This window comes from Sphingopyxis sp. BE235, from assembly GCF_031457175.1.
Classification (GTDB): Bacteria; Pseudomonadota; Alphaproteobacteria; order Sphingomonadales; family Sphingomonadaceae; genus Sphingopyxis.
Map to the genome: position 1 here is coordinate 207,889 of NZ_JAVDWC010000005.1, position 22,619 is coordinate 230,507.

Genomic DNA, 22,619 nt, shown 5'->3' on the forward strand with positions numbered 1-22,619 from the left:
ACCAAGGACAGATGCATGACATATTGGACTGCGGCGCTGCTGGGGCTTGCCCTTGCCGCCGCTCCGGCTGCCGCGAAGACGAAAGCCGCTCCGCCGGTCGAAGGGCAGACGCCGCAGCAGCCGATCGAGGCGGGCAATTATCCGTATCAGCTGTTCGTGCCGAAGGGCTATCTGACCGACACCGCGAAGCAATATCCGCTGCTGGTCTTCCTCCATGGCTCGGGCGAGCGCGGCGACGATGTCGCGAAGGTCAAGGTCCACGGCCCGCCGAAGATCGCCGAGCGCGACCCGGCCTTCCCCTTCCTCACCGTGTCGCCTCTGCTCGGCACGGATCAGGATTGGGACATCGACAAGCTCGACAAGCTGGTCGACCATATCGCCAAGGCATATCGCATCGATTCTACGCGCGTGTACCTCACCGGTCTCAGCCGCGGCGGCCATGCCAGCTGGCGCTGGGCGATTGCCGAGCCCAAGCGGTTCGCGGCGGTCGCGGCGGTCGCCGGGCGCGGCAATCCGGGCGAGGCGTGCCGCCTGATGGACCTCCCCGTCTGGGCGTTTCACGGCGACCGCGACGATGTCGTGATCCCCGAAGGCAGCTTCGCCATGGCGCGCGCGATCCGCGCGTGCGGCGGCCGCAAGGTCCGCCTGACCATCTATCCCGACCTCGGCCACAACGCCTGGGATCCCGCCTATGACGACCCGGCGCTCTACGCCTGGTTGCTCGAGCAAAAGCTCCCCTCCCCAACGATCACCAACAAGGACAAGAAATGAGCAAGAGTGTCTTCCCCGACGATTTCCTGTGGGGCGCGGCGACCGCCGCCTATCAGATCGAAGGATCGCCGCTCGCCGATGGCGCGGGCGCGAGCATCTGGCAGCGATTCAGCCACGACCCGCGGCTGATGGCGGTGAAGGGCGACACCGGCGATGTCGCGTGCGACCATTATAACCGCATGCCCGCCGATGTCGCGCTGATGAAGGAATTGGGGCTCAAAGCCTATCGCTTCAGCGTCAACTGGGGCCGCGTGCTGCCCGAGGGAACCGGGCGCGTGAACGAGCCGGGTTTGGATTTCTATGAGCGGCTGGTCGACGAATTGCTCAAGAACGATATCGAGCCCTTGCTGACGCTGCACCATTGGGATCTGCCCGCCGCGCTCGACGACAAGGGCGGCTGGCTCAACCGCGACATTGCCGGCTGGTTCGCCGACTATGGCGCGGTGATGTACCGCCGCCTCGACGGGCGCGTGAAGAAGTGGGTGACGCTCAACGAACCGTGGGTGATCACCGACGGCGGCTATCTCCACGGCGCGCTCGCCCCCGGCCACCGCAACCTGTTCGAGACCCCGATCGCGAGCCACAATCTGATGCGCGCGCACGGCGCGGCGGTCGAAGCCTACCGCAGCGAAGGCGCGCACGAGATCGGCCTCGTCGTCAATATCGAGCCCAAATATCCCGCGAGCGACAGCCCCGCGGATATTGCCGCGACCGCGCGCGCGCACGCTTACATGAACCGCCAATATCTCGACCCGGCGCTGAAAGGCTTCTACCCCGCCGAACTCGCCGAGGTGTTCGGTGAGGCATGGCCCGAATGGTCCGCCGAAGACCTGAAGGCGATCAACCAGCCGGTCGATTTCATCGGGATCAATTATTACACGCGCAATGTCGTGAAGGCCGACCCGAACCAGTGGCCCGTCGGCGCCTCGCCGGTGAAGCAGATCGCGACGCACACGACGACCGATTGGGAAGTCTATCCGCCCGCGCTCACCGACATGCTCGTCTGGTTCCGCGACACCTATGGCGATATTCCCGTCTATATCACCGAGAATGGCGCCGCCTTCTACGACCCGCCGACCGCCGGCCCCGACGGGATCGACGATCCGCTGCGCTGCGACTATCTGCGCACGCACATCTCGGCGATCGGTGATGCGATCAGGAAGGGCGTCGACGTGCGCGGCTATATGGCGTGGTCGCTGCTCGACAATCTCGAATGGTCGCTAGGCTTTTCGAAACGCTTCGGGATCGTGCATGTCGACTATGAAACGCAGGTCCGCACGCCGAAGCGCAGCGCGCGCTTCTACAGCAGCGTGATCGCGGCCAATGGAGGGAACCTCGGATGAAAAAAGCACTGATCCTCGCTGCCGCGGTGCTGCTCGCGCTCCCCGCCGCCGCCAAAGAACGCGCCGATCATTATGAGGCGATGACCTACAACATCCGCCTCGATCTCGCGTCGGACGGCGACAATGCCTGGCCGCACCGGCGAAGCGCGCTGATCGCGCTCGTTGCCTATCAGGCGCCCGATTTCGTCGGGATGCAGGAGGTGTTGCAGCACCAGAAACAGGCGGTCGAGGCCGATCTGCCCGGCTATCAATTCGTCGGCGTCGCGCGCGACGACGGCAAGGAAAAGGGCGAATATTCGCCGCTGGGTTTCCGCCGCGATCGCTTCACTCTCGCCGGATCGGGAACCTTCTGGCTGTCGCCGACGCCCGAGACCCCGAGCAAGGGATGGGACGCCGCGCTGCCGCGGATCGCCACCTGGGCGCGGCTGCACGACCGGAGCGCGAAGCGCAGCTTGCTCGTCGTGAACACCCATTTCGATCATATCGGCGAGGTCGCGCGGCAGGAAAGCGCGCGCCAGATCCGCCGCTGGATCGACGGGCAGCGCAAGGCGGGCGAAACCGCGGTGCTGTTGGGAGACTTCAACAGCCCCGCGACGAGCAATCCCTATGCCGCGATCGTCGAGCCGGGCAAAGGCGCGCTCCGCGACAGCCGCATCATCAGCCGCACGCCGCATTACGGCCCGCTCGGCACCTTCACCGGCTTCAAGATCGCGCAGATGGACCCGAGCCCGATCGACCATATCTTCGTCAGCGACGATGTGACGGTGCTGCGCCACGCGACGCTGACCGACCAGAATGGCGGCAAACTGCCGTCGGATCATTATCCGGTGGTTGCGGACCTGTGCATCGGGAAGGGTTGCTGACCACACCTCATTCGTCATCCCGGCGAAAGCGGGGACACCAATGATAGCATTTTTTTGGCCGATTGGAGACTGTCCGCTTCTAGGTGCAGATCGTCAAAAGGCGACGTCGGCAACCGTTCCCAGCGACGTCAGCGTTTGTTAGCAAGGAACTAAAGCGAATTCCCGGAGGCGGAGCAGCAAATCGCTTCAGTTTTGATCCACAGCCCCGCGACGCACCCCGGCACCCCCGAGGGTGCCGGAGCCACGCGTCACGCCAGCAACGGAGCGCCCACGTACCGCTCATATTCCTGCTGATAGCGCTTGGTGAGCATGGCCTCGTCGGCGACCGATGCGCTCTCTTTGAGCTCGAGGAACCAAGTGCCTTCTTCCTGATACATATGATGCTGCACAGCACCCTCGATATGCTCGAGCTTGTCGATGAAATCCTGGGACATGGGGTCGAGCTTCTCCAGCATCGCCATCTCTACCTTGACCATTGCCTGCTCGTCATAGCCCATGGCCGCGTGCGCTTTGTGCGCCTCATCGGCCATAGCGGGGTAGATGACGGCCTCTTCGGCGATCGCATGGCCGGTCAGGATGACGCCGAGTTTCTTGAGCGCGGCCGTGCGGCTCGCGCTGTCCTTGCACGCTTTCACCTCAGCAAAGGCGTCCTCGAGGTCCAAATGATGCTGAAGGATTTGGTCGAGCCAGTCGCCGGGCATCGCGGCGCCGTTCGCCTTGGTGCGCGCTTCGCGACGTGCCTCCTCGCTTTCGGGAGGCGTGACGGCGGCGATAAAGCGGTCGAGAAGCGACATGGATATTCTCCTGATGAGGGCAACCAAAAGCTGGGCGCCGTACGAGGAACCCCCGCGCGAGAGGCGATGTTCCGTACGCTCCGGATAATCCAACCTGGGTTAGTATGATTTTTCGCGGGACCGACTGAATTCGGCTACTGCCCACTCTCACTGAACTCATGCGCTCGCACTTATGGGGCCGAGCCGCCCCAGAGGTTTCAGGGCGCGCAGCACTCAATTTTTCCGAGCCTATGAAATGACCGCTTTCGGGGAAAACCGCTTTGGAACGAACAACCGAGACGAGGCGCAAACCCGCCGTTTTATCGGGCGCTTGAGGGTTTCAAATGGCGACTTCCAACAAATTATAGCATAAGTGTCCCCGCGAAGGCCGGGATGACGGGGTGGGTTATTTCGCCGGGGTCTGACCCAGCCAGCCGCCGGTGAAACCGATGCGCTGGAGCCCACGGACGATATGCGGATTTTTGCGCATCACCTTCCACACAAAACCGCTGCGATGGTTTTCCATCATCGCAAGGATCGGCCCCTGGTCGATACCGAGATAGTCGTTCGCCACCCAGCCATGAACCGGATCGACCGCGCCGCTACGCATATTCGGATCGGCGAAGGTGAAGCTGGGGTTGAATGCGTCCTTGAAGCCGTAGCGCGTGTAGAGGCGCGTGCCATATTGCGTGCGCATCGCCATCAGTGCGGGGATTGCCACCTCGGGCGCGAAGGCGACCGAGCCGCCCGCCGCGGTCGGAACGACCGTCCCGTCGTCGACGACGCGGATCGCGCTGACGCCGCGCGCCATATAGCCGTTGAAGAAGCGCGGGGTTCCGCCGACGCTATATTTATCCTTCGAATATCCCGGCCCGTCCGACGCGGTCCAGCCCCAGATATCGGCGCTATAGCCCGTCCATTTGTTCGGATTGTCGGCGCCATAGGCGCGCTGCGCCAGCGTCGCGCGGCGGCTGTTCTCGAAATAATCGATGCCCTTGCCGCGCATGAAGTCGTCGCGGATGCCGCGAAAATCGACCCAGACATGGCTGTACTGGTGCCCGAACAATGGCTCGAACTGCAGATGCTCTTGCCCGTAATAGGTGCCCCAATCCTTTTCGAGATCGGTGGCCCAGCCCCTGTCCCACGCGTCCTTGCCGACGGGATGCGTCGGCGAACCGAGCGCGAGGACATAGACGAGCATGCCTTCGTTATAGCCGACCCAGTCGTGCGTCTCGAAACCCTTCTCGGGCTTCCACCCCATGGTGATACCGTGCGAACCCGCGAGGTTTCGCGCCTCGGTGCCGGTGTTGGTCCGCTGGACGAAGGTCCAGTCGACGCGGGTGTAGATCTTCTCGGCAAGGTCGCGGATCTCGGCCTCGACCGGGTCGTTCCGGTCGTAATAGCTTTGCGCGAACAGCGCCCCGCCGAGGAACAGGCTGGTGTCGACGGTCGACAGCTCGTTGGTCTTGTAGCGCGTGCCGTCATCATTCTTCAGGAAGTGGTAGAAGAAGCCCTTGTAACCGGTGGTGCCCGCAGCGTCCGGGCCCTGCGGTGCGGTCCAGTAGAAGCGCAGGCAATCGCGCGTGCGCAGCGCCGCGTCGGCGCGCGTCACATAGCCGCGCTCGGCACCGATGCCATAGGCGGTCAGCGCAAAGCCCGTCGCCGCGATCGACGAGAAGGGATTGCTCGGCCAGCGATCGGGCGCGAGGCAGCGCTTGGTGTCGGTGGTGTCCCAGAAATAGCGGAAGGTGCGCTCGGTCAATTCTTCGGAAAAAGCCGCCTCGGTCATTGGCGGCAGCGTCGCGGCGGGGGTGGAGGTCGACGGTGCTGGAGTGGCGGTGCAGGCCGCGGTCAGCGCGACCAGGGGCAGGAGCGATGCCCCGATACGAAACGACATGCGATACTCCAAAAAAGGGAGGCGCCCGGCCCGCGGGAGGGGGGTGCGGGCCGAGCGCCTGTCAGCCGGTCAGAAAGAGAATCCGGCCGATAGCTTTACCGTTCGCGGCGTGTTTCCGCCAACGCCAATGCCCGAAATTTCGAGATAGCGGGGCGACGTCGGGTCGTTGTTGTAATCGACATAGTTGCGATCGTTGAACAGGTTCAGAATGTCGACGCGAAGGCGCAGGCGCGATTCCTCGCTGATGAACTTGAACGGGATATATTTGGTGATCGCGACGTCCATCTGGCGGAAACCCCAGCGATCGCCATTGCCGTCGGCCTCGTTCGAAATGACGGTGCGGCTGGGGTTCGCTCCGCCCTGGTTGATGAACGCCTTGAGGTACGGCGGCGACGCGATCTGGAACTTGCCCGACAGTGTGACGCCGATCGGCAGATCGACCGAGCCCGTCGCGACCAAACGATGCTTGCGCACCCCGCTCGACCGCGTGACGGTATAGTCCTCCAGCGACGGAAAATCGAGGCTGAAGGTTTCGCCAAACTGCCGGTTTTCCTCGGCTTGGGTATAGGTATAGGTTGCCGAGAAGCTCCACGGCGACGCGGCGGTGTAGTTCTTGACCAGCTTGAGATAGCCCGTGTCCGCGCTGGTTTCGATGCCGTTGGTCCCGATGATGATCGACCCGAAGCCCGGAGGCGCGAAACCGAAGGGCGAGTTCGGCGCCGCGGGTGCCGGCGGGAAGAAGGTGCCGTCGGGACGGCGGTTGCCGAGCAAATAGGCGAAGCCGTCCTTCGATTCAATATGGCTATAGCCGACCTCGGCCTCGAACAACGGGGTTACCCTGGCGCGGAAGCCCAGGCTGAACTGGTCCGAATAGGGAACCTTCAGGTCGTTCTCGATGAAGCGCAGCTCGCGGCCGCCGCCCGCGCCGGCGCCGGCGAGCAGCTGCTGGCGGCCCGCTTCGGTCAGGTAGATCGGGTTCCACGGCACACAGGTCGGCCCGGGGGCGCATGTGTTGTTCGGGTCGCCGGTGATGAAGTTGAATGTCCGCGTGGTGAACGATCCGACGCTGATTTCCTGCTGCAGGAAGTCGAACTGGTTGCGGTCGTACGAGCGCCCCGCCCCGCCGAACACCACAAAGCGCCCATCGTCGTCGAGCTCGTAGCTGAAGCCGATACGCGGCTGCCACGCGCCCGTGAACGCCTTGCGCTCGCTGCCCGTCGAGATGAAGTCGCGGATGTCGTAATCGGCGTTGACGAGGTTCGGGTAATTGGCCGGCGACACGGCATTCACCGCATCGGCGGGGTGGACGAAGTCGAGGAAGGCCGGCGTCCGCTCATAATCCCAGCGCACGCCGAGGTTCAGCGTCAGCCGGTCGGTAACCTCCCAATCGTCCTGCACATAGATGCCGAACTGGAAATTCTTCGAATTGATGATCGGGTCGCCGTTGCCCGTCGAGGCGCCGAACTGGACGCGGTAGGGCACATCGTCGTTGAAGGTGCCGCCACCGGGGTTGAACGCCGGGTTATAGGTATAGACCGGATTGAAGGCGTTGAGCTGCAGCGAATTGAGTTCGACCCATTTCGCCTTGGCGCCGACCTTGATCGTATGGCCCTCGAACCCGGTCCAGGTGAAGTCGTTCTGGACGCCCCAGCCCTTTTGGCCCTTTTCCTGGAAATTGCTGCCGCCGCCAATGCGCAGGATGTCGCCGCGGACGACCACACCCGGCTGCGGATTGGTGGGCGACGGGCCGGCATAGGCAAAGAGGAAGCCGTTGCCGAATTCGGTCGGCGTCGGCGCCCATTTGGCGTCTTCATAGGTCAGCTTGAAATCGTTGATCCAGTTGTCGGCCGTATGCTCCCAGCGCGCGGTGACACGCAGTTCCTCGACATCCTGCGAGCTGATCGTGCTGCGCGCGTTGAAACCGCTGCCCAGAAACTCGCCGGTTTCCTTGCGATATTTGCCCGACAGCTCGATCAAGTCGCTGTTCGACGGCTGGAAGTTGAGCTTGCCGAAATAGAGATCTTCGTTGAACGTCGCGTTGGTCGGGCCGAACACGCCCTGATATTCGGACGGAAAATAGCTGACCGGCAGGTTGAGTCCCGGCTGGACGTCGACCGGCTGCTGCTGCCGCTTGCCTTCATAGGTCACGAAAAAGTGCAGCATATCCTTGATGATCGGACCACCCAGCGCGCCGCCGAACTGGAAATCCTTCGTCTTGACCTTGCTCGTCGTCAGTTCGGTCGGCCGCGCGTCGCGCAGGCTCTGATCGGTGTAATCGATGAAGGCTTCGCCGTGGAATTCATTGGTGCCCGACTTGGTCACCGCGGTGATCGCGACCGAGCTGACCTGGTCGAATTCGGCCTTATAGTTCGACGAAATGACGCGATATTCGCCGACCGCAAGCTGCGGGAAGGGATTGCCCTGCGTCGAATCCTGGCCGGTTATGCCGTTCTTGAGAACATAGTCCTTCTGCCCGACGCCATCGATGAAGATGTTGACGCCGCGGCTGTCCTGAGCGCCGCCTTGCAGGCGCGATTGGCCGCTGGCCCCGGTCACGAACTGGACACCCGGCGCGAGGTCGGCAAAGGCGAGGAAGTTGCGGTTGTTCTGCGGCAATACCTCGATCTGGCGCTGAGTGATGTTCGAACCGACCTCGCCGCCCTCCATCGACCGGATGCGGGTGCCCGTGACGATGATCGCGTCATCGCCGCCCTCGGCGATGTCGGGCTGCGAGAAATCGAAGTCGAGCACGGCGCTCTGTCCAACCGAGAGGGTGAATTCGTCGGTGTTGCGCACGCCGCCCGGCGTCGTGATTTCAAGCCGATAGGTGCCGACCGGAAGCGAAGCGATATTGTAACTGCCGCTCGCGCCAACCGTCGCGGTGCGCGTCAGGCCGGTGTTGACGTTGATCGCGGTGACCTGCGACACGCCGCCCTCGGCCTTTATCGTGCCGCGCAGCGAGGCGTTCGACACCTGCGCATACGCAGGTGTCGCCACCCCGACGGCGAGCGCGGCACCGGCGCTGCTCCATGCCAGCGCAGCGGCGAACGTGCGGGCGCGCGACCGGCGCGCGGAAACGGTCTGAAATTCATGCGGAAACTTCACGGCATCCTCCCTTTTTGGCCCCCGACATTCCCCGCGCTCGTTTTCTTCGCTGGCCGGCCTTGCCTCCGGTGCAGCGACGAGTCGCGGGAAATCGCGTCGTTGTTTTTTTAGTTTGTAACCGGTTTCACGATCACTGTATAGGGGGAAGCGACACAGAGGGATGCAATCGGGGGCCAGCCGGTTTTCGGCCGATTTCGGCCAATCCTCGTGACAATGTATAAGCAAATCCGACTGGGAAGGACGAATCATGCCGCCGATGACGCGCAACCTCACATGCCTGACGCTGGCCACTCTGATGGTGGCTGCGCAGCTCTCCCCCGCCCCGCTGATGGCAAAGCCGACGACGAGCACGAACGAGGCGGCGCCGATGGATTCCGCGGGCTGGATGCGTCCCGATCCAAAGATGGATCGCTTCATCGCCGACCTGATGGCAAAGATGACGCTCGACGAGAAGGTCGGGCAATTGTCGCTGCTGACCAGTGACTGGGATTCGACCGGTCCGACGATCCGTCAGGGCTATCAGGACGATATTCGCAAGGGCCGCATCGGGTCGATCTTCAACGCCTTTACCGCCAAATATACGCGCGAGCTGCAGCGGCTGGCGGTCGAGGAAACGCGGCTGAAGATCCCCTTGCTCTTTGGTTATGACGTCGTCCACGGCCACCGCACCATCTTCCCCATCTCGCTCGGCGAGGCGGCGAGCTGGGACCTGAAAGCCATTGAAAAAGCGGCACGAATCTCTGCGACCGAAGCATCGGCGGAGGGTATTCACTGGACTTTCGCGCCGATGGTCGACGTCGCGCGCGACCCGCGCTGGGGCCGCATGTCCGAAGGCGCGGGCGAAGATGTCTACCTCGGCAGCAAGATCGCGGCCGCGCGCGTGCGCGGTTTCCAGGGCGACGATCTGAAGCGTGTCGACACCGTGCTGGCGACCGCCAAGCATTTCGCCGCCTATGGCGCGGCGCAGGCGGGGCGCGACTATCACACAGTCGACATCTCCGAACGCACGCTGCGCGACATCTATCTGCCGCCGTTCAAGGCCGCCGCCGACGCGGGCGCTGCGACCTTCATGACCTCGTTCAACGAATATGATGGCGTCCCGGCGTCGGGCAGCCACTATTTGCTCACCGACGTGCTGCGCAAGAAATGGGGCTTCAAGGGATTCATCGTAACCGATTACACGTCGATCAACGAAATGGTCCCGCACGGCTATTCGCGCGACCTGAAACAAGCGGGCGAACAGGCGATCAACGCCGGGGTCGACATGGACTTGCAGGGCGCGGTGTTCATGGATCACCTCGCCAAGTCGGTCGCCGAGGGCAAGGTCGACGTCAAACGCGTCGACGAGGCGGTGAAAGCGATCCTCGAAATGAAATATCGCCTCGGCCTGTTCGAGGATCCCTATCGTTACTCGGACGAAGCGCGCGAAAAGGCGACTATTTATCGCCCCGACTTCCTCGAGGCGGCGCGCGACGTCGCGCGCAAGTCGATCGTGCTGCTGAAGAACAAGGACAATGCCCTGCCCCTCGCCGCGACAGCGAAGTCGATCGCGGTGATCGGCCCGCTCGGCAACAGCAAGGACGACATGATCGGCAGCTGGTCCGCCGCGGGCGATCGCAAGGAGCGGCCGGTGACATTGCTCGAGGGGATGCAGGCGCGCGCGCCCAAGGGCACGACGGTCGCCTATGCCCGGGGTGCCGGCTATCAATTTGCCGACGCGGGCAAGAACGACGGCTTTGCCGAGGCGATCGCGCTCGCGCAGAAATCCGACGTCATCATCGCGGCGATGGGCGAGCATTGGAACATGACCGGCGAAGCGGCGAGCCGCACCTCGCTCGACCTGCCGGGCAACCAACAGGCGCTGCTCGAAGAGCTGAAGAAGACCGGAAAGCCGATCATCCTCGTGCTGATGAGCGGGCGCCCGAACAGCATCGAATGGGCCGACGCCAATGTCGATGCGATCCTCGAGGCCTGGTATCCGGGCACGATGGGCGGCCATGCGATCGCCGACGTTCTTTATGGCGATTACAACCCGTCGGCCAAACTGCCCGTGACCTTCCCGCGCAATGTCGGGCAGGTGCCGATCCATTACGACATGAAAAATACCGGGCGGCCGATCAAGCCCGAGGATCCGAACGCCAAATATGTCTCGCGCTATCTCGATACGCCGAACACCCCGCTTTATCCGTTCGGTTACGGGCTCAGCTACACCAGCTTCGCTTACTCGCCGGTGACGCTCGACAAGGCGAAAATCCGCCCGGGTGAGAAACTGACCGCGACCGTCACGGTGACCAACAGCGGCGCGCGCGATGGCGAGGAGGTCGTGCAGCTATACGTCCGCGACCTCGTCGGATCGGTGACGCGGCCGGTGAAGGAGCTCAAGGGCTTCGAGAAGGTGATGCTCAAGAAGGGCGAGAAGCGCACGATCCGCTTCACCCTGACCGACGCCGACCTCGCCTTCACGCGCCAGGACATGAGCTGGGGCAGCGAACCCGGCCAGTTCAAGCTGTGGGTCGGTCCGTCGTCGGCCGAAGGGTCGGAGGCCAGTTTCGAGCTGTCCGAATAGGATGACGCCGATGCGTGTCCGCAACCTGATCGCCCTTGCCGCCGCGCCGCTGGTCTTCACCGCACCGGCGCGCGCGCAAGGGGCCGAGCGCCCGAACATCGTATATATCATGTCGGACGATCATGCCTATCAGGCGATCTCGGCTTATGGCTCGCCTGTATCGAAGCTCGCGCCGACGCCGAATATCGACCGGATCGCGCGAAACGGCGCGATCTTCACGAACAGCTTCGTCGGCAATTCGCTCTGCGGCCCCAGCCGCGCAACCTTGCTCACCGGCCGCCAGAGCAACGCGCACGGCTTCAAGCAGAATGGCAACAAGTTCGACAATGATGTCTGGGTCTGGCCCCGCGCGCTGTCGCAGGCGGGTTACACCACCGCGATGTTCGGCAAATGGCACATCAACCATTCGCCCGCGGGCATCGGCTTCGACGATTGGAAGGTGCTCGACGACCAGGGCGAATATTATAACCCCGACATCATCACGCCGAAGGGGCGCAGCGTCGTCGAAGGCTATGCGACCGACCTTATCACGCAGTACAGCCTCGACTGGCTGAAGAACGGCCGCGACAAGTCGAAGCCCTTCGCGATCCTGATCCATCACAAGGCGCCGCACCGCAATTTCATGCCCGCGCTGCGCCATGTGCAGAAGTATCAGGGCGTGAGCTTCCCTGTTCCGGCCAATTATTTCGACGATTATGCCGGACGCCGCGCGGCCGCGGCGCAGGAAATGAATATCTATCGCGACATGTACGAAGGCCACGACCTCAAGATGACGGTCGCGGCGGGATCGGCACAGCTTCGCTACAACCGCTGGCCCGGCGCGTTCGACCGCATGACGCACAAGCAGCAGGCCGAATGGGACGCGCTGATGCAGCCCGACAACGACCGGATGAACGCGGCGAAGCTCGCGGGACAGGACATGGCGCGCTGGAAATATCAGCGCTACATGCAGCAATATCTCGGCACCGTCGCCGCGGTCGACGAGGGCGTCGGCGCGGTGCTCGACTATCTGAAGGACAGCGGCCTCGATCGGAATACGATCGTCGTCTACACATCGGATCAGGGCTTTTACCTCGGCGAACATGGCTGGTTCGACAAGCGCTTCATCTATGAAGAATCGATGCGGACGCCGTTCCTGATCCAATATCCAGGTCATATCCGTCCCGGAACCCGCATTACCGCGCCGATCCAGAATATCGACTATGCGCCGACCTTCCTCGATTTTGCCGGGGTGAAGGGTCCGGGCACCATCCAGGGCCGGTCGATGCGCGCACTTTTCGCCGCCCGTCCACCCGCCGACTGGCGCAAGGAGGTCTATTATCATTATTATGAATATCCGGGCTTTCATTCGGTTCGCGCGCATTATGGCGTGCGCGGCGAGCGCTACAAACTCGTGCGCTTTTACGGCGCCGACATCGATGCCTGGGAATTCTATGATCTGAAGACCGACCCCGGCGAAATGCACAACCGCTTCGACGACCCGGCGATGAAGGCGCCGATCGCTACAATGAAGCGGAAGCTGGTCGAACTTCGGCGCCAGTATCAGGACGATAGCGGACCCTCGATCTAGGCCGGCGACTTGTCGCGGGGGCCAAGCGGGGTTAGGCGCAGATACGTGAGTCCCGACACGCCACCCCCGCCCTCCGCGCTCGCGCCGTTCCGCTACCCGGCGTTTCGCGCGATCTGGATCGCGAACCTCGCGTCGAACATGGGGTCGATGATCCAGTCGGTCGCCGCCGCGTGGCTGATGACCGAACTCACCCAATCGCACCTGCTGATCGCGCTGGTACAGGCGGGCGCCACAATCCCGATCCTGCTGCTCGGTATCTTCGCGGGCGCGATCGCGGACAATTTCGACCGGCGGCGCGTGATGCTCGCGGCGCAAACGGGGATGCTCATCGTCTCGGCGGCGTTGACGCTGACGACCTATCTCGACGCGATCACGCCGCTGAGCCTGCTCTTCTTCACCCTCGCGGTCGGGTGCGGGACCGCGCTCAACGGCCCGGCGTGGCAGGCGTCGGTGCGGCTGCAGGTCGGGCCGAGGGACCTGCCGCAGGCGATCGCGCTCAACACCATCGCGTACAACCTTGCGCGCAGCGTCGGCCCGGCGCTCGGCGGCCTGCTGATCTCGATTGTCGGCACGGCCGCCGCCTTTGGGCTCAATGCGATCAGCTATATCGTGCTGATCGTCGTGCTGCTGCGCTGGCATCCCGAAACCACGCCGCGGCGCCGCACTTCGATGCTGACCGCGATCGCCGCGGGCATAAGTTTCTGCGCGCATTCGGACCCGGTACGCCGCGTGCTGATCCGCGGCTTCGCGTTCGGCTTTGGCGCCGCGGGGTTTCAGGCGCTGCTGCCCTCGCTCGTCCGCGACCGGTTGCACGGGACCGAGGTCATCTATGGGCTATGCCTTGCCGCCTTCGGCGCGGGGTCGATCTTCGGTGCGCTGTTGGTGAGTTCGGCGCGGCACCGCTGGGGCAGCGACCGGGTGGTGACCGCCGCCTCGCTGATCTTTGCCGCCGCGATGCTGCCGGTCGCGCTCACGACAGGCCTTCCATGGGTCATCGTTGCCGCCTTCGTCGCGGGCGGGGCGTGGGTGTCGACGCTGACGACGCTCAACGTCGCGATGCAACTCCGTTCGCCCGAGGAAATCCTCGGCCGCTGCCTGTCGATCTATCAGGCGGTAACCTTCGGCGCGATGGCGCTCGGCGCCTATGCGCTCGGGCTGATCGCCGATCTGGCGTCACTACCGGCCGCGATCCTGATTTCGGCCGGCTGGCTGATCCTCTCGGCGCTCGTGCTGCGCTTTGTCGCGCCGATGCCGCGGCGCGACGAAGGCAGGTTGTTGCCCTAGACGCGCGGCCTTCCATAACACGCATAGAGCGTCGGCAGCGCGAACAGGGTAAGCAGCCTCGGCGCGATGGGGTGGGCGCGGCGATGATCGTCGAACGGCAATAGGCATTGCGAAAAAGCGCGGCTCCTTTATGGGCTGCGCGGGCGGGGCTTGCCCCGCGCATGATCGCGTCGGTGCCCGAGAGGGCTTAAAATGGGAACGCGGTAACGGGGTTCGTCCTGAACCCCCGAAGCCGAGGCTGTCCCTGCAACTGTAAGCGGCGAGCGCGATGCACCGGTCCGAAACTTTCGGATCAGCCACTGGGGCCACCCTGGGAAGGCGTGCATCAAGCCCTGACCCGCGAGCCAGGAGACCTGCCGGCGTGGGTCGCTCAATGCCCTGGCCCAGGGAAAGGCCGCGGCACGGAGACATCCGTCGAGCGACGACCAAGCGGCTGGAGCCGCTTCGGTGCCGGAGGCGCAGGCATTACGCCGCTTGCGACGCCAGCACCGGTCGATCGCGCCCGCGCATCGGCAGGCTCCGCCTTCGTTGCCGGCGTGCGGGGGTCTTCCCATGAAAACGCGTACCGACGCCGAACACACGGCGAAGATGAAGAAAATCCAGGCCGCGCAGGCGAAGAAGGTCGCGACGAAAACCGTCGAAAAGGGCCTGATCATCGTCCACACCGGCCCCGGCAAGGGCAAGACGTCGGCCGCACTTGGCATGGCGGTGCGCGCGATCGGCCACGGCATGAAGGTCGGCGTCATCCAGTTCGTGAAGGGCGCGATGGCGACGGGCGAGAAAGCGGTGTTCGACCGCTTCCCGGACCTGATCGAGTTCAAGCCGATGGGCGAAGGCTTCACCTGGGACACGCAGGACCGCACGCGCGACATCGCGGTGGCGCGCGAAGCGTGGGACGAGGTCAAGCGGATGATCGCCGACCCAGGCTATGCGATGGTCATCGCCGACGAGCTCAATATCGTGCTGCGTTACGACTATCTGCCGGTCGATGAGGTTCTCGAAGCGCTCGCCGCCAAGCCGGAGATGACGCATGTCATTATCACCGGCCGCAATGCGCCGCAGGAGCTGATCGACGCCGCCGATCTGGTGACCGAAATGGCGCAGGTGAAGCATCCGTTCCGCGAACAGAATGTGAAGGCGCAGCGGGGGATCGAGTTCTGATGCGACGGCGCGGCATGCTGGCGCTTGCTGTGCTGTCAGGCGGCGCGGGTCTGTTGTGGGCTGCCTCCCCCGCCCAGCCCACAAAAGCCCCGGCGATTCCGCAGCGCATCGTGTCGATCAACCTGTGCGCCGATCAGCTCGTTCTCGCGCTCGCCGATCGGGAGCAGATCGCGGGGCTGACGAAGAATGCAACCGACATCGAAATGTCGGGCGAGGCGGCGAGGGCGCACGGCATCCCGCTGCTGAGCAATTCGGCCGAGCAGATATTGGCGATCGAGCCCGACCTGATCGTCGGCATGCCGGCGAGCCGCAGCGCGGCGCTGGCGGCGCTACCCAAGCATACCTATCCGCTACTCGACCTCGCCACCGCAAACACCGTCGATGAAATCTACACCTCGATCCGCGAAACCGCGGCGGCGGTCGGCCATCCCGAGCGCGGCACGGCGCTGATCGCGCGGATGGAGCGTGAGCTGGCGGGCCTGCCGAAGCCGGGGAAGGGCCGCGTCGCCGCCTATTACCAGCGGCGCGGTTATATGACCGGGACGGGCACGCTGATCGACGAGCTGATGACGCGCGTCGGCCTCGTCAACCTCGCGGGCAAGCTCGGCAAGCCGCCGCTCTCGCAGCTCAGCCTCGAAGAGATGGTCGCGGCGGAACCCGACTTCCTGATCGTCGAAAGCGCGACCGACAAGGTGACTGACCAGGGGAGTGAAATGCTGCATCATCCGGCGCTCAAGGACATTCCGCGCATCAGCGTCCCGCAGGCGTGGACGGTGTGCGGCAGTCCCGCCTACACGCAGGCAGCGCGCAGCATGGCGGCGCAGATCGCGCACATCGATGGGGGCCGTTCATGACCCGCCTCGCCCTCCCCCGCTGGTCGCTGATCGCCGCCTTGTCGGCGCTGGCATTGGTGTCGGCGGTCGCATCGCTGCTGTTCGGCGCGGTCGACCTGTCGGTCACGCGCCTGCTAGCGGCCGCGACCGGCGACGGCGACAAGGTCGCGAGCGTCATCCTGTTCGATCTCCGCCTACCGCGCACGTTGCTCGCGATTGCCGTTGGCGCGATGCTCGGGCTCGCGGGCGCGGCATTGCAAGGCTATCTGCGCAATCCGCTCGCCGAGCCGTCGGTGCTCGGCACGTCGAACGCGGCAGCGCTTGGTGGTGTCGCCGCGATCTATTTCGGGCTGGCCGACATCCATCCGATCGTGCTGCCCTTGCTCGCCACGGGAGGCGCGCTCCTCTCGCTCGCTTTGCTCTTCATCCTTTCGGGCAAGGCCGAAAGCCCGCTGACGTTGATCCTCGCTGGCATCGCGGTGGGAACGCTGGCGGTGGCGGGGACCAGCTTGGCGTTGAACCTGTCGCCGAACCCGTTCGCTGCGATGGAGATCATGACGTGGCTGCTCGGCAGCCTCGAGAACCGGTCGTTCGACCATGTATGGATCGCGCTGCCGTGCATCGCGATCGGCACCGCGATGCTGCTGTGGAACGGGCGCGCGCTCGATGCGCTGACGCTCGGGGAAGATGCGGCGCAGGCGCTCGGGACGGACCTGCGGCGCACGCGGCTCCGGCTGCTGATCGGCACCGCGATCGGGGTCGGCGGCGCGGTGGCCGTAACGGGGGCGATCGGTTTTGTCGGGCTGATCGTACCGCATCTCATCCGCCCGCTCACCGACCGCAGCCCCTCGGCGATCTTGCTACCCTCGGCGATCGGCGGCGCGGCGTTGCTGACGCTCGCCGACCTCGGCGTCAGGATCATCCCGACGACGAACGAGCTCAAGCTCGGCGTCGTCACTGCGTTCCTCGGCGTCCCGGTCTTCCTTGTCCATCTCATGCGGGAGCGACGGCTATGGTGAGCCTGGTCCTCGACCATGTCGGCGTCACGCTCGGCCGCCGCGCCGTCGTCCACGACGTCAGTGCCCAATTCGGGCCCGGCACGCTGACCGGGATCGTCGGCCCCAATGGCGCGGGCAAGTCGACGCTCGCGCGCGCGATGCTCGCGCTGGTGCCCGCCAGTGGAGCGGTGCGCGTCGACGGCGTCGATGCCGCGGCGATGCCACGCGCCGAACTGGCACGGCGCATCGCCTATGTGCCGCAGGGGCAGACGCTACACTGGCCGCTGACGGTCGAGCGGCTTGTCGGGCTGGGGCGGCTGCCGCATCTCGCGCCGATGTCGCGGATCGCCGATGCCGACACCGCCGCGATCGAGCGCGCGATGGCGCGCGCCGACGTGCTCGACCTGCGCGACCGAATCGCGACCGAATTGTCGGGCGGCGAGCGCGCCCGCGTGCTGTTCGCGCGGGCGCTCGCGGTCGAGGCGCCGGCGCTGATCGCCGACGAACCGCTCGCAAGCCTCGACCCGGGGCATCAGATCGACGTGATGGACATGCTGCGCGCCGAAGCCGCGGGCGGCGCGCTGGTGATCGCGGTGCTCCACGACCTGACGCTCGCGGCGCGCTATTGCGACCGGCTGCTGCTGATCGACGAAGGCCGGATCGTCGCCGACGGGACGCCCGGCGAGGTGCTGACCGCCGAGCGGCTGCGTGCAGTCTATGGCATCGATGCAGCGGTCGAGACGGGCGGCGAGTGGCCGACGATCACCTTGTTCGGCCGCGCACGATGAGCGCCGAAACGCTGTTCGCCGGGCAAGGCTATGCCGCGGTGCCGCTATTCGATCCGGAGGTTGTCCGGGCGGCGGCGGGCGACATCGCCGAGCACGTCGACCGCGTGTCGCGTGCGCTGTACCTGCCGTTCGAACAAAGCTGCCCCAACGCTCCGCTTAGCGAACGGATCGACCGCGTGTGCGCTCAAGAGCGCAGCGTCGCGAATTTGCTGCGTGTCGCGGTATGTACCGACGCGCATCGCGGGCCGAGGCTTCAGGCACTCGCGAACGACGCGCGGCTGATCGAAACCGCCGAGCGGCTAGGCGGCCGCGCGCTGGCCGGAAAGATCGTGCGCGTGCGCGCCAGCATCGCCTGCTTTCCTGAGCATCGCCACGCCTGGCACAGCGACGTTGCGCGCGACGACGGCACCGGATGCGGCAAGGTCGCGGTGACCGCGTGGATCCCGCTGAGCGATGCGGGGCCCGAAAGCGGCGGGCTCGAGATCGCGGCGGGGCGCCAGCCCGCGCCGCTGGCGAGCGATGGCGATGACGGCTTTGAAATCCCCGAATGGCGGCTTGCGGGCCTGCCTCGTGTTCACCCCGAGTGCCCGGCGGGGACGGTGCTGTTCCTCGATCGCTTCACCCCGCATCGTACCTTGCCTGCGCGCGCGACGCGCTTTGCGCTCGTCATATGGATGAAGGCCGCCTGACCCGATCCGCCGCGGCCCGTCCTACCGCGCAGCCTCGACCCGAACCGTCCGGCTGGTGCGCTTGCCATCGGCGGACCGGCTGCGCAGCTCTACGGCACCGCTGACCGCCACCGGCCCGGCATAGCGTGTCCACGCGCCGCCCTCGACACGATATTCGATCGCGGTGCCGGGGAACATGCTGTTCGCCTCGAGCTTGCCGTTCGCGATCCGCGCGCCCGGCGGCGCGACGCGATAGGCGACGCCCATTTTTTCGAGCATCGGGAACTGTGCCGCGGTGCGCCCGGCGAAATCCTGCCAGCCCGCCTTGAGCTCCGCAGCGTCGACGCGCTTGTCGCCCCATTCATAGCTCGCCCCCGCCTGATAGATCGGGGTCCACGGTGCCGGCGCCCACGCGCGTTCGGCGAGCGCGAGCAGGCGCGGGAAGAGCATATAATCGACCTGCGCGTCGGTACGGATCGTCTCGCTCCAGAGCTGCCCTTGCAGTCCCGCGACGCGGCGGCCCGGTTGCAGAACGGGCTTGTCCTCTATCGCCTTGCCCTCGGCCTGGATGTTGCGGATCGTCGCGGCGTTGGCGGGCAGGTTGCCCGGCATGAAGCCGAACACCTGATACGGATCGACGCCGCGCGAGGCCCAGTTATAACCGCTCTCGTCGGGGTGCGGCGCATAGGGCATGTCGAAATAACCAAGGTCGGGGATCGACAGCACGGCGTCCCAACCACGGTTCATCTGGTCGTGCGCCTCGCGGATCGCGCCGGCGTGCAGCACGCCCCAGATGTTCGTTTGCACCTTCTTTGGCATCGCGGTGGCTTCGGTATGCCCCATGCCGTCGCTCCAGCCGGCGGCTTCCAGCCCCTTGGCGGCGAGGCTTTTGCTCACGCGCTCGATGAAGCGCGGGGTGAGCTTGCCCGCATCGCCGCCATTTTCGGCGATCATCGCCATGCACGCGGGCGATTTGACCCACGCGCCCGCGGTCTCGTCGGCGCCGAGGTGGAAGGTCTTGAGCGGCACGCCTGCCTGGCGGTGCATGGCCGCGAGCGCATCGACCACGGTGTCGACGAAGCGATAGGCCGCGGGCAGGCAGACATTGAGCGTGTTGTCGCTGTAATGCTGGATGCTGCGATATTCGGTGGTGTCGGCGGGGTCGATCAGCCGGTACGTCTCGGCCTCGGCCTTTTTGCCCGCGGCGGTCAGACGCGCATGGCGCACCTCCATCGCCTTGATCGCGGCGCGGCTGTGGCCGGGCATGTCGATCGACGGGATCACCTCGATCTGCCGCGCCGCCGCCGCCTGCACGATCGCGACATAGTCGGCGACGCTCAGATAGCCGTTGACGCCCCCCGCGCCGTCGGGACCCGCGCCGAGCTGCGGCAGAAGGCACGTCTGTTCGGCGGGATCGTGGCAGCGTTTCGACCCGACCGCGGCCAGTTCGGGGAGCGCCGGGATTTCGATACGCCAGCCCTCGTCGTCGGCGAGGTGGAGGTGCAGCTTGTTGAGCTTGTACGCCGCCATCGCTTCGACCAGCTTCAAAATCTGGTCGCGCCCATGGAAGTTGCGGCCAAGGTCGATGTGGAGGCCGCGAAATCCATATTCGGGCGCATCCTCGACGTGGAGCGGCGCGAGCTTGCCCTTGTCGAATGCCGCCTGCTGCGCGAGCGAGCGTAGCGCGTGGCTTGCCCCCGCCGCGTCGTGCGCGGTGATGGCAATGCCCGATGCCTTGACGTCGATAATATAGCCCTCGGCCTTTTTCGCGGCGGCAGGATCGATGCGGATCGTCAGCGGCAGCGCGCCGCCCTCAGGCGCCCCGAGCGCCGCCAAAGCAGGCGCAACCGCGCTGCGTTCGACGCCGTTCAATGTCAGCGCGATACCGCGGCCGAGGTCGATCGCCCGCCCCCTGCCCTGCACCGCCTTCGCCGGCTTCGGCAGGATCACGACGCCCTTCGCCTCGGGCGCCAGCCGTCCGGCCTGCACATCGAAGGCGCGTTCGGCGGTCAGCCAGCGCGTCTTGTCGGCATCGCTCTTGGTCGCGAGCTTGGCCTCATCGGTCATCGGCGCGACAAAAGGCAGCGTCTCGAGCCCGGTCTCTGGATCGATCACCGCCCGCGTCGCCGCGATGGTGCGCGGTTTCAGCCCGTCAGCGACCAGATAGGCGTTGGGCATCGCGAACGCCTTTGAAAAATTCGAGCCAACGCCCCACAGCCTGATCTCGTGCGTCGAACCGGGGCGCAGCGTCACGCCGGGTTTCAGCGTCAATTGCTGGACGTCGCCATTGACGTGGCGATGCGTGAAAATGTCGCTTTCGACGCGTGGCAGCGGATTGACGAAGCTGAAAGTGAGCGCGAACCCCTTGGTCGGCAGGTCGGCGGGCAGCGTTTCGGGAAGGGTCAGCGTGATCGTCGACAGAAAACAACCCTCGATCCCGGCCGGGCACGCCGGGCGATTGTCGACCACCTCGAGCCGATAACCCAGCGTGTCGGCGAAACGGTCGAGCGCGGCTTGCGACGACGTGTCTGCCGCCAGAGCCTGAGGGGCGGCCAGCGCCGCAATCGCCATCCCGATCAACCCCGTGGCCTGCATTCCCATTCTCCCGATCGATAATTTGTATCTAATTTGTCATGTAGAAACTGACCGGTCAACGCCTTTCCATTCGGCTGTTTTATAGAGGAAAATAGCAAGATTTCGAGAAATGTCGCATTTCTCTTCATAGCAGCCACCAAATTGGTTTTATATTAGTATTGCAACTCGGCGTCGCTGGAGCGCAATCGTCGCGCATTGGGCGGGGCGGCGCCTTGGCCGTTAGGAATTCGACGGAGAAAAGCCGAATTGGTCCTATCTCAATCACGTGAGGCGCGGGCAATCGGGTGGACCCTTTTACGCGAGAGGTTCGCAACAAAGATTGACGCGACGATACCAATGCAACACATAAGGCTGCGGCGCTGGTCCTATCGGCTGAAGCGCTTTTACAACCGGATGGAGCAAACGTCCTTGTCACTGATCGAACGCGTGGGTCCGCTGCAAAAGGACGATCCCACCCCGCTGTACCTTCAGTTGCAGAAGATCCTGCGCGACGCGATCGAGGGGCAGTTGGTCAAGGCCGAAGAGGCCATCCCGACTGAACGCGACCTCGCCGAGGAATTCGACGTGTCGCGCATCACCGTGCGCAAGGCGATCGACGGCCTGGTCGCCGATGGAATCGTTGCACGGCGCCGGGGCGCGGGAACCTTCGTCACACGGCCGCGCGTCGAGAAAAGCTTCTCCAAGCTCACTTCCTTTTCGGAAGACATGGTGTCGCGCGGGCGCAAGCCGCACAGCAAGTGGATCAGCAAGACCGCGGGCGCGGTGACGCCCGAGGAAGCGCTGTCGCTCGGCCTGTCGCCGGGCTCGCTCGTCTATCGCTTCCACCGCATCCGTTATGCCGACGACACGTCGATGGCGCTCGAATATGCGACGATCCCCGCTTATTGCCTGCCATCGGTCGAGGGGGTCGGCGCGTCGCTCTATGAGGCGCTCGAAGCGGCGGGACATCTGCCCGTGCGTGCGCTCCAGCGGCTGCGCGCGGTCGCCTTCACCGCCGAACAAGCCGAGGTTCTGGGGATCGAGACCGGCACGCCCGGCCTGTTCATCGAACGGCGCGGATTTCTGCCCGACGGCCGCACCGCCGAATTTACCCAGAGCTATTATCGCGGCGACGCTTATGACGTCGTGGCGGAGCTCAACGGATAGGCCGCGCAAAAAACCTCTGCGCAGACCCCAGCCAAGCCGCGCGGCGGCGCGCCCGCGCAACGCGAGATGCGCAACCGAATCTTCGCAGCCTGCGCAATCTGCACAAGACCAATATCGGCCGCCATTTACTACCAATACGCTACAAGCCCGCGTGCCATCGGCGGCCGGCAGCGATCATGCAAAATGTGATCGATGGTGGCCACACGCGCTGAAATGGGTACACCGCAAGGGATGGACGGTCAAAATCCGGGCGCAGCA

At 64.8% G+C, this 22,619-nt stretch carries 16 protein-coding genes and 1 riboswitch; of the genes, 12 read left to right on the forward strand and 4 right to left on the reverse strand.

Going from position 1 to position 22,619, the window contains the following annotated elements; all coding sequences use genetic code 11:
- The first annotated feature begins 15 nt into the window (after window positions 1–15).
- Genes J2X38_RS19500 through J2X38_RS19510 form a run of 3 tightly spaced genes read left to right on the forward strand, consistent with a single transcriptional unit; the run spans window position 16 to window position 2,977 of the window.
- On the forward strand, window positions 16–771 hold the full coding sequence (locus J2X38_RS19500) for an alpha/beta hydrolase-fold protein (protein ID WP_310256475.1): 756 nt from the start codon (window positions 16–18) through the stop codon (window positions 769–771).
- Window positions 768–2,114 carry a GH1 family beta-glucosidase gene (locus J2X38_RS19505; RefSeq protein WP_310256476.1) on the forward strand — a complete coding sequence of 449 codons (1,347 nt, stop codon included), beginning with the start codon at window positions 768–770 and terminating at the stop codon, window positions 2,112–2,114. The genes J2X38_RS19500 and J2X38_RS19505 overlap by 4 nt, the downstream gene beginning before the upstream one ends.
- A complete protein-coding gene (locus tag J2X38_RS19510; protein WP_310256479.1) occupies window positions 2,111–2,977 on the forward strand; it encodes an endonuclease/exonuclease/phosphatase family protein in 867 nt (288 codons plus the stop codon). The genes J2X38_RS19505 and J2X38_RS19510 overlap by 4 nt, the downstream gene beginning before the upstream one ends.
- A 248-nt stretch (window positions 2,978–3,225) precedes the next feature.
- Here J2X38_RS19510 and J2X38_RS19515 read toward each other — a convergent pair whose 3' ends face one another.
- From J2X38_RS19515 to J2X38_RS19525, 3 genes are all read right to left on the reverse strand, one after another.
- Window positions 3,226–3,771, reverse strand: coding sequence for a hemerythrin domain-containing protein (locus J2X38_RS19515; protein ID WP_058536051.1), 546 nt, complete (start codon window positions 3,769–3,771; stop codon window positions 3,226–3,228).
- Window positions 3,772–4,156: 385 nt separating this feature from the next.
- Window positions 4,157–5,647, reverse strand: a complete 1,491-nt coding sequence (locus J2X38_RS19520) for a glucoamylase family protein (protein WP_310256486.1) — start codon at window positions 5,645–5,647, stop codon at window positions 4,157–4,159.
- Window positions 5,648–5,716: 69 nt separating this feature from the next.
- The gene (locus J2X38_RS19525) at window positions 5,717–8,752 is read right to left on the reverse strand and encodes a TonB-dependent receptor (protein WP_310256488.1); all 3,036 of its coding nucleotides are present in this window, start codon (window positions 8,750–8,752) and stop codon (window positions 5,717–5,719) included.
- Between the two features lie 247 nt (window positions 8,753–8,999).
- On the opposite strand from J2X38_RS19525, the gene bglX reads away from it, so the two are divergent.
- From bglX to J2X38_RS19565, 8 genes are all read left to right on the forward strand, one after another.
- Window positions 9,000–11,318 carry a beta-glucosidase BglX gene (gene bglX / locus J2X38_RS19530; RefSeq protein WP_310256490.1) on the forward strand — a complete coding sequence of 773 codons (2,319 nt, stop codon included), beginning with the start codon at window positions 9,000–9,002 and terminating at the stop codon, window positions 11,316–11,318.
- A 10-nt stretch (window positions 11,319–11,328) separates the two neighbouring features.
- Entirely contained in the window at window positions 11,329–12,888 is a 1,560-nt protein-coding gene (locus J2X38_RS19535; RefSeq protein WP_310256492.1) for a sulfatase, read from the forward strand.
- A 45-nt stretch (window positions 12,889–12,933) separates the two neighbouring features.
- A complete protein-coding gene (locus J2X38_RS19540) occupies window positions 12,934–14,172 on the forward strand; it encodes an MFS transporter (protein ID WP_310256493.1) in 1,239 nt (412 codons plus the stop codon).
- Between the two features lie 154 nt (window positions 14,173–14,326).
- A riboswitch (cobalamin riboswitch) is annotated at window positions 14,327–14,548 on the forward strand.
- 176 nt (window positions 14,549–14,724) lie between these two features.
- A complete protein-coding gene (cobO, locus tag J2X38_RS19545) occupies window positions 14,725–15,333 on the forward strand; it encodes a cob(I)yrinic acid a,c-diamide adenosyltransferase (protein ID WP_310256495.1) in 609 nt (202 codons plus the stop codon).
- Window positions 15,333–16,187, forward strand: a complete 855-nt coding sequence (locus J2X38_RS19550; protein WP_310256498.1) for an ABC transporter substrate-binding protein — start codon at window positions 15,333–15,335, stop codon at window positions 16,185–16,187. The genes cobO and J2X38_RS19550 overlap by 1 nt, the downstream gene beginning before the upstream one ends.
- Window positions 16,184–17,185 carry an iron ABC transporter permease gene (locus J2X38_RS19555; protein ID WP_310256501.1) on the forward strand — a complete coding sequence of 334 codons (1,002 nt, stop codon included), beginning with the start codon at window positions 16,184–16,186 and terminating at the stop codon, window positions 17,183–17,185. The genes J2X38_RS19550 and J2X38_RS19555 overlap by 4 nt, the downstream gene beginning before the upstream one ends.
- The gene (locus tag J2X38_RS19560; protein ID WP_310256504.1) at window positions 17,179–17,952 is read left to right on the forward strand and encodes an ABC transporter ATP-binding protein; all 774 of its coding nucleotides are present in this window, start codon (window positions 17,179–17,181) and stop codon (window positions 17,950–17,952) included. The genes J2X38_RS19555 and J2X38_RS19560 overlap by 7 nt, the downstream gene beginning before the upstream one ends.
- On the forward strand, window positions 17,949–18,641 hold the full coding sequence (locus tag J2X38_RS19565) for a hypothetical protein (RefSeq protein WP_310256507.1): 693 nt from the start codon (window positions 17,949–17,951) through the stop codon (window positions 18,639–18,641). The genes J2X38_RS19560 and J2X38_RS19565 overlap by 4 nt, the downstream gene beginning before the upstream one ends.
- A gap of 21 nt (window positions 18,642–18,662) precedes the next feature.
- On the opposite strand, the gene J2X38_RS19570 is transcribed toward J2X38_RS19565, so the two are convergent.
- The gene (locus tag J2X38_RS19570) at window positions 18,663–21,215 is read right to left on the reverse strand and encodes a family 20 glycosylhydrolase (RefSeq protein WP_310256509.1); all 2,553 of its coding nucleotides are present in this window, start codon (window positions 21,213–21,215) and stop codon (window positions 18,663–18,665) included.
- Window positions 21,216–21,623: 408 nt separating this feature from the next.
- Between J2X38_RS19570 and J2X38_RS19575 the strand changes: the two genes are divergently transcribed.
- Window positions 21,624–22,361, forward strand: a complete 738-nt coding sequence (locus J2X38_RS19575) for a GntR family transcriptional regulator (protein WP_058536485.1) — start codon at window positions 21,624–21,626, stop codon at window positions 22,359–22,361.
- Window positions 22,362–22,619: the final 258 nt, after the last annotated feature.

What these genes read in the sequence shown, in the direction of transcription:
- J2X38_RS19565 (WP_310256507.1), top strand. Translation starts at nt 17,949, where the DNA reads ATGAGCGCCGAAACGCTGTTCGCCGGGCAAGGCTATGCCGCGGTGCCG.
- J2X38_RS19535 (WP_310256492.1), top strand. Translation starts at nt 11,329, where the DNA reads ATGCGTGTCCGCAACCTGATCGCCCTTGCCGCCGCGCCGCTGGTCTTC.
- J2X38_RS19550 (WP_310256498.1), top strand. Translation starts at nt 15,333, where the DNA reads ATGCGACGGCGCGGCATGCTGGCGCTTGCTGTGCTGTCAGGCGGCGCG.
- J2X38_RS19515 (WP_058536051.1), bottom strand. Translation starts at nt 3,771, where the DNA reads ATGTCGCTTCTCGACCGCTTTATCGCCGCCGTCACGCCTCCCGAAAGC.
- J2X38_RS19520 (WP_310256486.1), bottom strand. Translation starts at nt 5,647, where the DNA reads ATGTCGTTTCGTATCGGGGCATCGCTCCTGCCCCTGGTCGCGCTGACC.
- J2X38_RS19570 (WP_310256509.1), bottom strand. Translation starts at nt 21,215, where the DNA reads ATGCAGGCCACGGGGTTGATCGGGATGGCGATTGCGGCGCTGGCCGCC.
- J2X38_RS19500 (WP_310256475.1), top strand. Translation starts at nt 16, where the DNA reads ATGACATATTGGACTGCGGCGCTGCTGGGGCTTGCCCTTGCCGCCGCT.
- cobO (WP_310256495.1), top strand. Translation starts at nt 14,725, where the DNA reads ATGAAAACGCGTACCGACGCCGAACACACGGCGAAGATGAAGAAAATC.
- J2X38_RS19505 (WP_310256476.1), top strand. Translation starts at nt 768, where the DNA reads ATGAGCAAGAGTGTCTTCCCCGACGATTTCCTGTGGGGCGCGGCGACC.
- J2X38_RS19510 (WP_310256479.1), top strand. Translation starts at nt 2,111, where the DNA reads ATGAAAAAAGCACTGATCCTCGCTGCCGCGGTGCTGCTCGCGCTCCCC.
- bglX (WP_310256490.1), top strand. Translation starts at nt 9,000, where the DNA reads ATGCCGCCGATGACGCGCAACCTCACATGCCTGACGCTGGCCACTCTG.
- J2X38_RS19555 (WP_310256501.1), top strand. Translation starts at nt 16,184, where the DNA reads ATGACCCGCCTCGCCCTCCCCCGCTGGTCGCTGATCGCCGCCTTGTCG.
- J2X38_RS19560 (WP_310256504.1), top strand. Translation starts at nt 17,179, where the DNA reads ATGGTGAGCCTGGTCCTCGACCATGTCGGCGTCACGCTCGGCCGCCGC.